This window comes from Pseudarthrobacter sulfonivorans, assembly GCF_031454915.1.
GTDB lineage: Bacteria > Actinomycetota > Actinomycetes > Actinomycetales > Micrococcaceae > Arthrobacter > Arthrobacter sulfonivorans_C.
Map to the genome: position 1 here is coordinate 17,667 of NZ_JAVDRS010000013.1, position 15,045 is coordinate 32,711.

A 15,045-nucleotide genomic window follows, 5' to 3' on the forward strand; every position below is an offset into this window, starting at 1 on the left:
CGGTTCCTAGTCGTCGAAGAAGCTAAGCCGCTCGCTGAGTTCTACGAAGAACAAGGCGATGAGGCTGAAGGCGATGAAGAAAAGCACGCCTGCGGCGGAGGAGATACCAGCGTCGAAGTTCTGGAAGCCGAAGACGTAGAGCAGGTGGTAGACGTTGGTTGAGCTGGAGCCCGGTCCGCCCTTGGTGAGCAGGTCGATGAGGGGGAAGGACCATTGCGCGACGAGCAGCACCGCCATGAGTCCGAGAAAAGCCAGTGTCGGGGAGAGCAGTGGCAGCACGATCGTCCACGTGATCCGCCGTTCACTGGCGCCGTCGATTGCTGCTGCCTCGGAGTAGAGCGGGTCGATGCCCGTGTAGCCGGCGCTGACCATGAGGACCCCGAAGCCGATCATTTGCCAGCCGAGGATCACGACGATTGCCCAGAGCGAAGTGCTCGGGTCACGGAAGACGTTGCCGAGTTCGATGCCTGCGGCAGCTGCCCATTGTGTAATGAGCCCGGTCTGTTCGGCGAAGAGCCAGCGCCAGAGCGCGCCGGTCGCGACGGGGGTCATGAGGTAGGGCAGGAAGACAAGCGCCTGGTACGCATTTGAGGCGCGGCGGCCCAGGCGGCGCACGACGAGTACTGCGGCAGTGGGCAGCAGAACGAGGAAGGTGATCCCGGCGAGGACGTACAATCCGGTGTTTGCGACCGCTGCGCGCATCTCGGGCAGGTTGATGACCTCGGTGTAGTTACCCAGTCCGACGTGAGTCGACGGGGACGTGGGCAACATATTCCAGTCGTAGAACGAGAGGTTCACGGTCTGGATGAGGGGTGCATAGATCCACACTCCGACGAGCACCAAAGCGGGCAGCACGTAGAGGTATGGGATGAGAGGGTTGATGTTGCGCAGCCGGCGAGGGCTGCGGGTCTGGGCTGGTGTGGCGTCGGGTTCGCGGAGACCTTCAGGAGGTAGGGGCGTGAACATCAGCTCTCCAGAAGCCCAGTTGCGACGAAGGGCTTCCCCGCGCGGGCCTGGTCCATCCATTCCTGCGCTTGGACGGGTGAGATCTCGTAGACGGTCGGGCCGTCGGCGAGTGTAAGTTGCGAGTGCACAATACGGTCGGGATAGACATGGACGAGGTTTGCGCTTTGCGCCGCATCCCTTGCCCGGGACTGACCCGGGGGTAGGGCCAGGTCCTGGGTGTAGCAGGTGGCGGCCGCGACGGAGACCGGGATGTTCGCGAAGGTTGAGTGTGTCGAGTAATGGAAGTGCCCGGCAAGGATGCCGCGCACGTCTGTGCCCTGCACGACCTCCTGGAAGGGCGCCGTGTCACTGAGCTCGACGAGTTGCAGTAGCGGCAGGATGGTTGGCACGGGCGGGTGGTGCAACGCGATGAGAGTGCCGTGCTCGGCAGGTGTCGCGAGTTGTTCGCGCAGCCAGCCCAGTTGTGCCGGGGCGAGCTCGCCGTGGTGGTGGCCGGGAACGGTTGAGTCAAGTGCGATGATGCGTAAGCCGTTTACATCATGCACGCGGTCGATCGGGTCAGTGCCCGCCGCCTCGCGCAGCAGCTCGGTACGGAACGCGGCGCGGTCGTCGTGGTTGCCCATCACCCAGAGCACGGGGCATCCGCGTTCCGCGGCGAAGGGCTCGATGAGTTCGCGCAGGCGCACGTAGGCATCCTCGGCACCGGCATCGGCCAGGTCGCCGGTGAGCACGATGGCGTCCAGCTGCGTGCCAGCAGCGCGTAGGCGGTCGAGCAGTGCGGCAACGTTCGCGTCTGAATCAACGGCGCCGTAGAGCGGGCGGCGCTCGTTCACCAGGTGCGTGTCACTGAGGTGCAGGATCGTGTGGCTCGGCTCCGGGTACTGACCGATGTTCATGAGGTTCCCTCTGAGGTGGCCGCGGTGGCGGTCACGAGGCGGGCGCGAAGCGCATTGAAATCGTCATCGTCGAAGCCGTGGCTGCGCAGGTAGCCGACTGCTCCTCCGTGCTCAAGGTCGAGCCGGTCCAAGAGAGCCTCCAGGATCGGTGCGGGGCTGCCGTTGACGATTTCCCTGACGTTGTTGGGCAAAGATGTGACGTCGATGAGGAGTGATTCCAAGATCATTTTGGTCCAGGCTCCTTTGAGATTGGCGTGGGTGACCGCATAGTCGCGGATGACCTCGGCGCGCGGTGTCCCGACGGCCAGAAGTGCGAGAGCGATAACGATGCCGGTACGGTCTTTACCCGCGGTGCAGTGGACGAGCACCGCTCCTTCGTCGTGCCGGGCGATGGTTCGCAGGGCGGTGATGATCCTCGGACCGTACCGGTCGATGAAGCTCTCGTAGAGAGCCCCGAGTGTTTGCTCGGTTGTCAGCGCCGCGGTCGGGTTGAGTAGCTCGACGGGGATGCCGGTGCGCTGGATGCCGGGAAGCTCATAGCTCGCCGTTTCGACTTCTTCAGCGGAGCGGAGGTCGATGATGAGATCGATACCCAGCGCGCCGAGCGCGGCCGCGCCTGCTGCGTCGAGCCGTGCCGGGGAGTCGGACCGGTACAGCCGACCGGGTGCAATGATGCCGCCGGTGGCTTTCCAGATGCCGGTGCTTCGCAGGTTGTAAAGCCCCGGAACGGGGGAACCCTGTGCGCCCTCGTTGCGACCGAGCATGGTCGAGGTCATTCTTTGACCAGCTTCTGGGCACGTGCTGCAGCGTCGGCCATGGTCGTCTTCGGGTCGGCGCCCTGGTAGGCGACCTGCTCGACGGCGTCCATGATGATGGTTCCTATCTGCACGTAGTTCTTGCCCGGGTAGGCCACCCACGGTTCGATGACCTCAAGCTGTTCGAGGTTCGGGGTGAGCAGGTCGGCCTGCTTGGTTGCCCATTCCGCGAGGGGACCGCCCTCCTTGGTCATGGTGGTGCGCAGCGGCAGGTAGCCGATCTGCGGAGTGATGACTTCGTATGCGGCAGGGCTCGTCATGTACTTCGTGAATTCCCACGCGGCCGCCTGCTTGGCGGGGTCCTGCGTGAAGACCGAGAGCATGGATCCGGATGAGGTCGGCACTACACTCTGGCCTTCGATGCCGGGCATGGGGGCTGCGGCGAGTTCCCAGCCGCCGGCAGCGGCGCCCTTCTGGAAAGCTGCCTGCATCGAAGCGGAGTTGATGTGCATCTGCGTGGTACCGGCGGCGAAGGCTTCGTACTGGTCGTTGAAGTCGCCGTTCTGCAGGGCGCCGGCCTTGTGCAGCTCCTGCATTGCGGCGAGAGGCTCGGTAGCGCGGGGCTCACCAGCCGTGATCGTCGATCCGTCCTGGCTCAGCACGCGGCCACCAGCTGAGCGCACCATTGACTGGTAGCACCACTCGCCGATTGCATCGAGGCACGAATTGCCGAAGGACGGCGCGCCGGTCTTTTCGGAGACCTTGGTGGCGATGTCCGCGACGGATTCCCAGGTCGAGAAGTCGGGGTTGGTGATGCCGGCTTCGGCAAGTGCCGTGGCGTTGTAGAAGAAGATCGGCGTCGAGAGGACGTAGGGGATGCCATAGGTGCTCCCGTCGACGACTCCGAAGTTCTGCACCTTCTCGTGCATGGGGTACTCACCGGCGAAGTGCTCGTCGATCGCGTCCTGCCCGTAGAGCTTGTTCAGGGGCTGCGCCTGGAGGTCGCTGACCGCGTAGCTGAGGGTATCGAAGGTCATTTGCACTACGTCCGGCGGGTTGCCGGCGACGACCTGCCGTTGCACGCTCGCTGCAGTACCGCCGGCGGCTGTCGAGTCACCGTTCGCCTGGGGGATGACATCTACATTGGGGTACTTGGCCTCGAACTGCTCGATAAGGGAGAGGATCGGACCTTCCCAGGTGGCGGACCCGAGGTTATAGCTCTCAAAGACAATCTCGACCTTTTGGTCGGGATCAAAAGCGGGCGCGGCTGATGAAGAACCGGCTGTGGTGGCAGTTGGTGCGCAGCCGGTAAGGGCAAGCGCCGCGGCTGCACCGAAGCCGAGGTAGCCAAGGAGGCTGTGGCGTGTAGGCATGGGAGTTCGCTTTCTCAATAGGTAAGGGAGTGGGTGATGCTGCAGTAAGGTCAGGCAGATACAAGGGCGCGATCGGTCGCGACCAGATCAGAGTCCGGCTGCCACTCAAGGCGGCGGCCACTTGCCCGGTCGAAGAGATGCAGATGCTCTATCGCGGCACCGGCGCGCAGCGCCTGACCCTCCACGATTGCGACGTCGGCCGGGGTGCGGAGTACAGCGCTTCGGCGCCCTTCGCCGAACGTGCAGAACAGGAGGTTTTCGTGACCAAGCCGCTCGACGGTCTCGACCACCAGATCCAGCTGCACCGGACCCACACCGTCGATCAACAAATGCTCCGGGCGGAGCCCGAGAACGGCATCGATCGGCGGCGTCGCGCCGGCCCACAGATCCGCTGCTATGCCATCGCCAATAACACGAACAATGCCGCGTTCGGAGGTAACGCTGACGTCAACGAGGTTCATCGGAGGGCTACCAAGGAAACCTGCGACGAAGACCGAGGCGGGCTTGGCATAGACATCGAGCGGCGTACCAACCTGTTCAAGCCGTCCGCCGTTCAGCACGGCAATCTTCGTGGCCATCGTCATCGCCTCAACCTGGTCGTGGGTGACATAGATGAACGTGGCACCCAGCCGGCGGTGCAGATCCACGAGCTCATGACGGGTGGCGGTACGCAGCTTCGCGTCCAGATTGGATAACGGCTCATCCATGAGGAAGGCCTTAGGCTCGCGGACCAGGGCGCGGCCCACGGCCACGCGCTGCCGCTGGCCACCGCTGAGCTGCTTGGGCTTGCGATCGAGTAGATGGCCGATTTCCAGCAGCTCAGCAACCCGTGCGACGTGCTCGCGGGTCGCACCCTTAGCCATCCGCCTCGCGCGCAGCGGGAAAGCGAGATTACTGGCGACGCTGAGGTGGGGATAGAGCGCATAGCTCTGAAAGACCATTGCGAGGTCACGGTGCCGCGCGTGCTGGTGTGAAACGTCAAGGCCGTCAACGAGGAACCGCCCCTCGGTGGTGGGCAGCAAACCGGCCAACATCCGCAGCAGGGTTGATTTACCGCATCCACTCGGCCCCAGCAGAACGAGGAAATCGCCGTCATCGACAGTCAGGCTGACGTCGTCAACGGCCACAGTCGATCCAAAGCGGCGGCTGACCCGCTCGATAGTGATGCTGCCCATCCGGACTCCTTGTAATTATGCGCCGCGTGAAGTGCGGCGTAATTCCATTACAGGAGATGAGGTGAGACAGAAAAAGTATTACAGGTTAACGGGGGATGAATCTGCTTCACTATCGCCCGGGCGGCGATTTCCGGTCACCACGCGGATGATGTCGTCGAAAACCGTCGCGGCCTTATCGCTAGCACCGCGCGCCTCTCCCACTGCTGCGACGAGCGCATTGAGCAGGAAGATCTGAAGGATGTTGCTCGTCAGCACGGAGTCTGGCCATGGTCGGCCCGAGGCCCCAATGATGAGCTTCTCATCAGCCATCCTGGCAAGCACTGATCGAGGGAAACTTGAGACGGCAACGACACTGGCACCAGCAGCACGTGCGGCCTCGACCGACGATAGGGTGGACGAGGTTTCGCCGGAGTCGCTGATCGCCAGCACTACGTCACCAGGCGCCAACAGCCGACATGCGAGAAGTTGCAAAGTAGGCTCTTGGGGCGCTTCTACGGCAACGCCGACGCTCATGAACCTTAGCGCAATCGCGGAGACCGACGCTGCAGACCCTCCTGCACCAATGAGAAGGATGCGCCTTGCATTGGCGACCATTGCCGCAGCCCGGGCGAAGGCTTCCAGATCGACTGTTGTCGGCGCAGCATCCAGTTCTCGCGACGCCTCGGCGAACAAACGATGCAGAGCGTGCTCATGTGTGTTACCGCCGCGGGCTGCTTGAGCTGCAGCGCCTTCATCACGCACGAGCAAGGTGCGCAAATGTGGGTAACCGCCGAAACCCATCGACTGACAAGCACGAGTCACGGTTGCCGCAGAGGTCCCAACCTGGGCGCCAATTTCAGCGGCGCCCAGCCGACCGACAATCGACGGATCACGAATAATTGCCTCCGCCACATCGCGTTCCCGGGGACCGAGGTCCGGAATCGCGGCGCGTATCAGCATGATGGTTGACCCCACCCCAGGATTCAGCATTACTCAATCATATGCATTGCCTGTAACGGCATCACCGATGACGACGAAGCGTGCAATAAGTTTTCAATTTGTTGGTCATTACGGCACCGTCACTGCTTGAGGCCCTTGGCGCGCGATTTTCTTCGTTATCCGGCGCCCCGATTGCCCACCTCTCTTGATGCATGCACGCACGCCCACGGCGTGGAAGTGGGAGAGCACCTACAAGTCAATTCGGGTGCGGTGTCGGCGAAGTCAGCATAGAAGTCCCGAAACGCCCAAAGCTACTTTGCGAGACATCGACAACTTTCGCCTTGGAAAACAACAGCTTTTCAAGACACTGATCAGAGATCCGAAGGAGCATATCGAGGGCGCAGAAGCATGGGTTCCCTGAGTCTCGGAAACATGTCTCACCACAAATCGTCTCGCCGAGGGCGCACGGAGGGCTTTTCGAGGCAAATTTGGCTGGTGACACAACTGAGTTACCGCGCGTCAGTACTTCCAACTAGAATGCGCAGCTCCAACGGGACGCGCTGCTCGCCGTCGGCGTGCAGAAACGCGACGTCTTCGCCAACGTGACCTCCGGAAGCACGACAGCCATCGAACGGCCCGGAATGAAAAAACTCCTTGAGTACGCCGTGAGGGTGACACCGTCCTGGTGTGGCGCGTCGACCGGTTGGACCGATCTCTGATCGACGTGCTCAATACCGGGACCCTGCTGCATGACAGCGGAAGCCGCGTTCGATCCATCTCGGACGGCATCAGACCACCGGCTGGACGAGCCGTAACTGACGCAGCGCGGACGCTGTCCCACAGATTTTCGCAGTAGCAGAGGACAAAAGAAAGAGCCGGGGCAACTGTGCTGGCTCTTCTCGTGTGCTCTCTGGAAGACTGGTGGAAGTTGCTATCAATTCATGTCGGCCGCGTCTGTTCTCATGGCCCAGCCGTCCATCGCCCAGGGGTGGCCTCGATGTTGGTTGCCAGGTGCGCTGTACAGGAGGACAATCTGCTTGACCAACGTCTGGCGGAGGATGATGTCCCGTGAGAAATAGGCGACCACCTGTAAGGGACCCTAAATGGGTACGTGCCAGAGCTAAACCCCTTGGGGAAGTCTCCAAAGGGAAACCCAGACACGCAGTGTGGCGGAAACTGTGGCTAATAATAGGCGGCGTGGCCCTGTTAGCTGGTCTTGCGGCAACTGTCATCTCTTTAGTCCAAACAGCAAATGCTCGGCCCAGCAACGTGAGCACTCTGGTGATGGAAATGGGGCGAGCTGGCGAGTACACATTGGGCGCGTACGCGGTTCCGTTGGACGCACCATTCGCTGAAATACCGGCTGACCTGGCTCCTTCTCCAGATTGACCGGTAGCCACAAACCTGATCCCTGAACTGACGGAAAGCGCCGACTTCAGACGACAAGTTACGAAGGGCATCCCCGCCCAGAGGATGGGAACCACGGAGGAGAAAGCTGACACCATTCAGTTCCTCCTTTCGGAGAGCGCCAGTTACATCAACGGCACGGTGCTCAACATCGACGGCGGACTATCAAGTACACACTGACGTGCAAAAACGGGGGCTTTCGCGAAGACGTCCTCTCGGTCATCCCGTGAACCGCGGCTGTATGGTTTGTCCTGCCAAAGTAGGTATGGACACTGTCCACACCTACTTTCGCTTGATAAGAGTCCCGCTGTGGCGAGGAGCGCGGAAGGGAATTTTGGATCACGAGCGGCATGGTCCCCTGACTGCTACGGGGAACGGCCCATCGACCACGAAGATCAGAGCGACAACCAGCGAAGCGGGCTTGGCTGCTGGTTGTCCAAGAATTGTGGGGAGCGGGCCCTACGGCTGCCAGGAATGGGATCGTACTTCATTTCTGACCTGGGAATGAGCGCGGAGTGGTCTTCTACAGTGGGGTACAAAGGCGCAGGGAACCCGACCGTCTGCAAGAAAGCCCCGCGGCTGGTTGCCCGAGACAACAGGGCCAGAACCCGTTGCTACGGCAAAAGGAGAAACTCTGCAGCTTTTGTTCAGCATGTTGAACGACCGGCACCCTGCGATGCAGACTTTAAACGCAGGGTGCCGGGCGTCGAGCATTGTGGTCTAGGGGTGGACGTCGATGACGACCTTAATCGCCTCGTCCTTTTTTCGATAGCGGTCTTGAATGCTTCGACCACGTCTTCCTGGGCGAAGTGGTGCGTGACCACAGGGGTGGGATCGTACTTCTCGTCGCCGAGGTACGAGACGACCTGCGCGATATCCTCGTTGTTGTAGGCGGTGGAGCCGATCATCGTCAGCTCCGAGAGGACGAACTGCGTCTGCGGGACCTCGATCGGTTGCGGGGTCAGCGCTAGAACGACCATGCGGGAACCGGCCTTGCCGCCCCGCACATAGTCTGGGAGTGCGTTCGGCGCGCCCGCCGAGTCGAAGTAGAGGTCCACGTCCGGGCGCTCCTCACCGAGGAAGTTCGCCACGGTGCCAAACTTCTCCTTAGCGAACTCGATCGGGTCAACATCCTTGCCATTGACCGGGATGCCACCCATCTGTTTCACGATCTCCAGCTTGCCGGGAATGATGTCGGAGACGATGACCTCCTCGACGCCATTGGCCATCAGGTTGGCCAGGACACCCAGGCCTACGGCACCTGCACCGAACACCAAGGCCCGCTCGCCAGCCTTCGGCTTCCCGAGGTTGACGCCGTGGTTGGCCACGGAGAAGGGCTCGATTACCACAGCCTGGTCGAAGCTGACATTGTCCGGAAGGGGGTGCAGGTTGAAGCCGATTTTCGCGTCCTGAACCGAGATGAACTGGCTCAGGCCACCGGCGGAATCAGTGATCTCCAGCTTTGTCCGGCCGTCGTCGCCACGCTTGGAAGTAGAGGCGTTTACGAACACCCGCAGGCCAGGAATGATCTGGGGATCCTCAACCTCCGCGCCAACCTCAACAATTTCCGAAACGAACTCGTGTCCAAGCAGCCCGCCAGGGAAGATCCCGAGATCATCGCCGCCTTTTAGATAGGCGCTAATATCGGTACCGCAAATGCCGGCACGCATGTTCTTGACCAGAACGTCCTTCGGTCCGATCTCAGGAACGGGGGCGTCCTGTACGGCTATTTCCCCGATGCCTTTGTAGATAACTGCGCGCATAAATTGAATCCCTTAGTTGTGTCGGAATGCGTTGGTCGGCTTCGCCAGGCGTTCGGGTGGAAGCCGACCAATAGTGCTCTTCGCATCTCTTTTCACCGCAGCCCTGAACAATTATATATGCAAATGCATATTAATTCCGCGCGTCCCTGCGGTTCCCGACTTACCGGAAGACGATGCCGCCGTCGATGAGCGGGGTCTGGCCTGTCATGTAGTCCGAATCCGGTCCGGCGAGGTAGGAAACGAAGCCCGCAACGTCCTCGGGGGTGGACGCCCGGCCCAGTGTGATGCCTTCCACGTACTTCTTGAAAGTGGCACCCTCCTCTGCTCCGGTGAGTGCGGCGAAGTCGCGGTCAAGCTGTTCCCACATTCCGGTTCCGACGATCCCCGGGGAGTAGCCGTTCACGGTGATACCGAACGCGCCGAGCTCCTTGGCGGCAGCCTGGATGAGCCCGCGGACGGCAAACTTGGTGGACGAATACAGGCCGGTCATCGGAAAGGAATCGTGTGCTGCGATCGAGGTGGCGGCGATGATCTTGCCGCCGTGGTCCAGTTCCTTGAGCTTGGCCGCCGCGACCTGGATGCCGAAAAGCACACCCTTGACGTTGATGCTGAACGTCCGGTCGAAGTCCGCCTCCGTGATGTTCTCCACGGCGCCCACACCGGCGATGCCGGCGTTGTTGATCATGATGTCTAAGCCGCCGAGTTCCTCGACCGTGCGGTTCACGGCCGCCTCGAGGCTGGCCTTGTCCGTCACGTCACCGCCGATGACTATGGCGCGGCGGCCTGCCGCCTCTACTAAGGACTTCGTTTCCTGCAGACCGTCTTCTTTCAGGTCGAAGAGGGCGACGTCGGCCCCATCGCTTGCCAGGCGAGAGGCGATTGCCTGACCGATGCCTTGGGCGGCGCCAGTGACGAAGGCGACTTTTCCGTTAATAGCCATACTGATTCTCCTCTTGGGACGTAGCCCACGTTCTGTGGCGGTGCCCCTTTGGTTTTTCGGGTCGATGTGCCCTTGCGGTGCTGTACTCGGACTGCTCAAGGCGGGAACAGGGCTTGGCTGAGCTGGGGTGGGACCGGTACAAATCTGGACGAGTTCATACTGCGGACGTATTGCGTGGTGGCATCGACCGCGGCATTGCGAACGCCGCCTCGTCGGCCAGCAGGACTGCGACCAGGTAGGCCGCCGGCTTCTGCGACTTGCCGGATTGCTTCATGGCGTTCAACTGGACAAACTGCCGAACTGTCGGCGAATTCTTCCCACGAGCCGCCCCCAGCTGATCAAGCCGGTGCCAGCGCGTCCTCTTCGGTCATGAAGTTCGGGTAGTCGTTCAGTGACTCCTCGGCGAGGACGGATCGGTATTCCTTGAGGCCACCGAGGTAGAACATCACGGTGCGCTTCTTGCCGGGGACATTGGCACCGAAGATCCACGATGCGGCCTGGGGGAACAGTGTCTGGTGGGCGATGTCCGAGCAGGTCTCCGTCCATGTGATCTCTGTTTCCCTGTTGACATCAATCCAGCGGGTGTCGGAGGCCGATACGTGGCGGATGGTCTCGCCAATCCATTCCACCTGGGTTTCAATGGACGGCGGCAGGTTGGTGAAGGGGCCGTTGGGACCGAGGATCATGAACATGTTCGGGAAGCCATTGGTGGCCATGCCGAGGTAGCTCGTGGGCCCGTCCGCCCAGTGTTCCTTGAGGGTTTCGCCGCGGCGGCCGCGGATGTCCACCTTCACGTAGTTGCCGTCCACGGCGTCAAAGCCGGTTGCGCAGATGAGCACGTCGAGTTCGTGCAAGGTGCCGTCAGCCGTAACGATGCCTTCCGCGGTCACGTGGCTGATTGGGTTTTCCTTAACATTCACCAGCGATACGTTGGGGCGGTTGAAGGTTTCATAGAAACCCGAGTCGCACAGCGGCCGCCGGGCGTAGAGATCGGTGGGCGTGAGCAGGCGCCGGGTTTCCGGGTCCTTGACGATTTCAGCAATTTTGCTTCGGATGAACTTCGCGGCCTCTTCGTTTGCGGCGGGGTCGGTGGCGATGTCATTGAAAGTTTCGAACATAAACCGGAAACCGCCGCCTTCCTCCCAGGCCCGCTGGTAGATCTCTTCGCGCTCCTCCGGCGAGACGCTGAACGTGGGAACGGTGCTCTCTTCAAAGCCCATGGCGACTGACGAGGACCGGACCTGGGCCCAGTTGGCGTCGAAGTTCTCCCGGTGCGACTGGAACTCCGCCGGCGTCAGCTTCCGGTTGCCGGCCGGAACGCTGTACTGCGGGGTGCGCTGGAAGGACGTCAAGTGGGCGGCGATCGGAGCGGTGGAGGTGATCACCTGGTTGCCGGTGGAGCCATTCCCAATCACACCAACGCGCAGGCCGGTCAGGTCAAGGCCTTCGGGCCAGGCGCCGGTGTGTACAAGTTGGCCCCTAAAGGTTTCCATGCCCGCGAACTTTGGCAGGTTCGTTGCTGAGAGCAGGCCGAGCCCAGTGACCAGGAACCGGGACCGGAAGGTGATGCCCCGGTCGGTTCCGACGGTCCACATCCCGGTGGTCTCATCAAACTCCGCTTCGGTCATCCCTGTCTCCAGCTGGATGTGCTGGCGGAGGCTGTACCGGTCAACTACACCGTTCAGATATGAAAGGATCTGGGCCTGGGGCACGTACTTTGTGTCCCACGGGGTGTCCTGGTAGAGGTCGCGATCGAAGGAGTACTGGTATACGAAGCTCTCGGAGTCCGAAAGAGCTCCGGGGTACTTGTTCCAGTACCAGGTTCCGCCTACGCCACCTGCGCGGTCGATTGCCACGGCGTCGAGGCCAAGCTCGTTGCGCAGCTTGTGCAGCATGTAGATTCCGCCAAATCCTGCGCCGACGACGACGGCGTCGAGTTCGAGGATGGCTTCGGGGACTGCGTTGTCCATGATGGTGTTCCTCCAGTTACTGGGCCTGTGTGAGATAATTCACTTCGTAGTTACCAGTCTGTGGTGATGAAAGAATGCCGTGGTGTTCCACTTTGGAACACTCCCATCCTCCCCGCGCTGCCGCGATTGATACCCGTTGAGTCATAATCGAAGACGGAAGTATCCACAGACAACCATCCGTGTGCGGGCCTAAACCTTCTGAAAGTGCAGAGTATGTCTGATCCAGTGCGGGAAGCGCGGGAGCGTCTAATTCGCGGTGGACTGATCGCCCCATACCAGGTCAGTGATGAAGTGCCTGAGCTGATTGTGCGGAGCTGGCGGCGCTCACTCGGCAACGCGGTCGAAACTTCAGCCCCGCCTCAGCACTATCAGGAAGTGGACACGGACTCGATGGTGAGCCGCGCAGCTCTCCCTGTGCTTGACCGGTGGCAGCAGCAGCTTGAGGACACCGGCACCACGCTTTTCCTCAGCGACCGCGGGGGTCGAATTGTTGCCCGAAGAACCAGCGACAGCAGTGAACGCCGGCGTCTCGACAGCGTGCATGCAGCGGAGGGTTTCGACTACTCCGAGGACGCAGTGGGAACCAATGCGCTGGGAACGTCGATGGTTGAAGGGCGCCCTGTCGTCGTCAAGGGGAGCCAGCATTACAGCGAGGTCCTGGCCGTTAACGCGTGCGCGGCCGCGCCTGTAATTTCACCCAGCGGCCTGGTCCTCGGCTCCATAGCGCTGGCCGGTCCCTCCGAGGCAGCGAACCCGATAATGCTTTCCCTCACCCGGGAGATCAGCCAGCAGATTGCGGAGAGGCTCCGGGCATCGGCAAGGCCGCAGGATCTGGCCCTGGCGATGTCGTTTATGCGCTTCAGTAACTCGCAACGGCCCACGGTGGTGATGGACCGGGAATCTATTCTGGCCAATACGCCGGGGCTGCCGTACGTCAATGTGGCATCACACGTCATGCTCTGGGAACTGTTTAACTCGCACAACTGGTCCGTCAACAGCATCATGCGGCACCGGCTGGAGGGGACCGCCATCGAAGTGATGGCCCGCCGATCGACCGATGGGCCGAGGGAGCATTTCGTGGTGCATTTCGAGGATCTGCCGGAGTCTGCTGAGCCTCGGACAGGACTAATTGTGCCGTCCCGCGCCTCCGCCGCGGACCTGACGCCGAGGGCTAAGACCTCCCTTGCTGTGATCCTTGTTGAGGGCCCGCCGGGCTCCGGGAGGGCCACGGCAGCTCAAGCGTTGCGCACAGGGCGTGGGGCCCTTGAAGTTTTTGTTGCTGCCGCCGAGGCAATTCCGCCGTGGGCTTCCGTGGAGGCCCTGCTGGCAGCTGGTACGGACGTGCTGATCCGTCGTATTGAGGAGATTCCCGAGCAGGAGATAGTCCGCCTGGCTGGCGTGGTTGACAAGCGCCGACAAGCGCTGCCTCCCGGGGAACGCGCAGGCAGCCTCCTCCTGACAGCGTCGCATGATCAGGCTGTACCAGCGGTCCAGGCTTTCCTCGACACCGTTGGTCCAGCCGTGCATACAGAGGCACTCGCCCGGACTCCCGAAAGGATCCCGGGCTTGGTCAGGCAGATCCTTAACGTGGTGGACCCGGAAGCACGGCACACCATCTCGCCGGCGGCACTGCAGTCCATGGTCCAGTGGAATTGGCCCGGCAATATCACCGAGTTGGCTGAGACAGTGGCGGATTTGGTCAGGTGCGTGAACAATGCGGTCATCGAGCGCCGACACTTGCCGAAACATCTGCAGCAGGCCCCGCCTCGGCGTCACATGGGTCTCATTGAAACGGCCGAGCGCGACGCCATTATCAGGGCGCTGGACGCGGCCAGGGGCAACAAATCCGAGGCTGCCGAACTGCTGGGCATCGGCCGGACAACTCTGTACCGGAAGCTGCGTCAGCTAGGACTTGATACGGGCGAAGGTTCGATCTGACGCGGCCGGGGGTCTCAGCCTTTTGCGGCCTCATCGAGGCCGATCACTTCATCCAGCACGGCCTTAAGCACCGCGCTTGAGTCGGCGCGGCGCCAGGCTGCCCGCAAATCGACGTCCGCGGTGGAATCCTCGAGCGGGACGAACACCACATGTGGGTCTGTCGCGTGCTCGGCAACAGACCGCAGGGTCAGATGGCATCCGACCTCGGCGCTGACCAGCGCCAGTGCGGTCTGCGTGTCCGGAGCCACCTGGACAATGTCCGCGACGAAGCCGGCGTTGTGCGCCAGCCGCCGGAGGCGGTCAGGCAGGACCGCGCCCTCGAAAGGGGTCAATGAGATGAAGCTGTCGCTGGCTAGCCGTCCCATCCCCAGCCGGCGTGCGCCCGCCAACGGGTGGGTATCCGGCATGGCCATTACGAGCGAGTCCTGCATGACCACCCGGGAGGAGATTTCTGATGGGATGACATCCCAGCGTCCCAGCGCGATGTCAGTCTCCCCTTGGACCAGTTTCTTCATCGCAGGCTGGGCGAAGTTCTGGCTGGACAGCTCCAGCTGGATTCCCGGCCGGTTGGATTTCACTTGACGGGCCAGCCGGGCAACCAGCTGATGCGTGGACACGCCAGCGAAGGCGATCCGCACCAACCCCGTCTCGCCGCTCTCGGCCGACATCACTGCTTCTTCGGCACGGCGAAGGGCCTCGAGAACCTCGGTGGCCGGGGCGATCAGTGCTTGCCCGCTGGCTGTGAGCTTCACGGAGCGGGTGTTGCGGTCCAGCAAGCGCGACCCCAGTTCGGTTTCGAGCTGTTTGATAATCCGGCTCAGGGGCGGCTGGGCCATGTGCAGCCGCTCCGCTGCCCGCCCGAAGTGGAGCTCCTGCGCCACGGCCAGGAAGGCCTTCAGCTGGCCGACGTCCATGGTTCTCCTCATAAAGACATTATTCACCAC

Annotated in this window: 11 protein-coding genes and 2 pseudogenes; 3 read left to right on the forward strand and 10 right to left on the reverse strand. The window is 61.8% G+C overall.

The features are described from left to right. Positions 1 to 6 precede the first annotated feature (6 nt). From J2808_RS20995 to J2808_RS21020, 6 genes are all read right to left on the reverse strand, one after another. Entirely contained in the window at positions 7 to 966 is a 960-nt protein-coding gene (locus J2808_RS20995; RefSeq protein ID WP_309820574.1) for a carbohydrate ABC transporter permease, read from the reverse strand. Next, on the reverse strand, positions 966 to 1,862 hold the full coding sequence (locus J2808_RS21000; protein ID WP_309820575.1) for a phosphodiesterase: 897 nt from the start codon (positions 1,860 to 1,862) through the stop codon (positions 966 to 968). Before J2808_RS21000 ends, J2808_RS20995 begins: the two co-directional genes overlap by 1 nt. Then, complete coding sequence (locus J2808_RS21005) at positions 1,859 to 2,626, reverse strand: tyrosine-protein phosphatase (protein ID WP_309820577.1); 768 nt, start codon at positions 2,624 to 2,626, stop codon at positions 1,859 to 1,861. The genes J2808_RS21000 and J2808_RS21005 overlap by 4 nt, the downstream gene beginning before the upstream one ends. Positions 2,627 to 2,634: 8 nt before the next feature. Beyond that, a complete protein-coding gene (locus J2808_RS21010; RefSeq protein WP_309820579.1) occupies positions 2,635 to 3,990 on the reverse strand; it encodes an extracellular solute-binding protein in 1,356 nt (451 codons plus the stop codon). A 50-nt stretch (positions 3,991 to 4,040) separates the two neighbouring features. Then, on the reverse strand, positions 4,041 to 5,165 hold the full coding sequence (locus tag J2808_RS21015) for an ABC transporter ATP-binding protein (protein ID WP_309820581.1): 1,125 nt from the start codon (positions 5,163 to 5,165) through the stop codon (positions 4,041 to 4,043). 78 nt (positions 5,166 to 5,243) lie between these two features. Further along, positions 5,244 to 6,134: a MurR/RpiR family transcriptional regulator gene (locus tag J2808_RS21020; RefSeq protein WP_309820583.1), complete on the reverse strand. Its 891-nt coding sequence runs from the start codon at positions 6,132 to 6,134 to the stop codon at positions 5,244 to 5,246. 509 nt (positions 6,135 to 6,643) lie between these two features. On the opposite strand from J2808_RS21020, the pseudogene J2808_RS21025 reads away from it, so the two are divergent. Beyond that, a pseudogene (locus J2808_RS21025) lies at positions 6,644 to 6,921 on the forward strand (recombinase family protein); the annotation flags it as partial. A 563-nt stretch (positions 6,922 to 7,484) separates the two neighbouring features. Continuing rightward, positions 7,485 to 7,670 (forward strand): annotated as a pseudogene (locus tag J2808_RS22305) (SDR family oxidoreductase); the annotation flags it as partial. 467 nt (positions 7,671 to 8,137) lie between these two features. On the opposite strand, the gene J2808_RS21030 reads toward J2808_RS22305, so the two are convergent. The 3 genes from J2808_RS21030 to J2808_RS21040 all read right to left on the reverse strand — a co-directional run bounded on the left by J2808_RS21030 (position 8,138) and on the right by J2808_RS21040 (position 12,163). Then, positions 8,138 to 9,253, reverse strand: a complete 1,116-nt coding sequence (locus J2808_RS21030) for a zinc-dependent alcohol dehydrogenase (protein ID WP_309820584.1) — start codon at positions 9,251 to 9,253, stop codon at positions 8,138 to 8,140. 160 nt (positions 9,254 to 9,413) lie between these two features. Next, positions 9,414 to 10,193: an acetoin reductase gene (locus J2808_RS21035; protein WP_309820587.1), complete on the reverse strand. Its 780-nt coding sequence runs from the start codon at positions 10,191 to 10,193 to the stop codon at positions 9,414 to 9,416. 338 nt (positions 10,194 to 10,531) lie between these two features. Beyond that, entirely contained in the window at positions 10,532 to 12,163 is a 1,632-nt protein-coding gene (locus J2808_RS21040; protein WP_309820589.1) for a flavin-containing monooxygenase, read from the reverse strand. 213 nt (positions 12,164 to 12,376) lie between these two features. Here J2808_RS21040 and J2808_RS21045 point away from each other — a divergent pair, with 213 nt between their 5' ends. After that, entirely contained in the window at positions 12,377 to 14,101 is a 1,725-nt protein-coding gene (locus J2808_RS21045; protein ID WP_309820591.1) for a sigma-54-dependent Fis family transcriptional regulator, read from the forward strand. A gap of 14 nt (positions 14,102 to 14,115) precedes the next feature. Here J2808_RS21045 and J2808_RS21050 read toward each other — a convergent pair whose 3' ends face one another. Then, the gene (locus J2808_RS21050; RefSeq protein ID WP_309820593.1) at positions 14,116 to 15,027 is read right to left on the reverse strand and encodes a LysR family transcriptional regulator; all 912 of its coding nucleotides are present in this window, start codon (positions 15,025 to 15,027) and stop codon (positions 14,116 to 14,118) included. Positions 15,028 to 15,045: the final 18 nt, after the last annotated feature.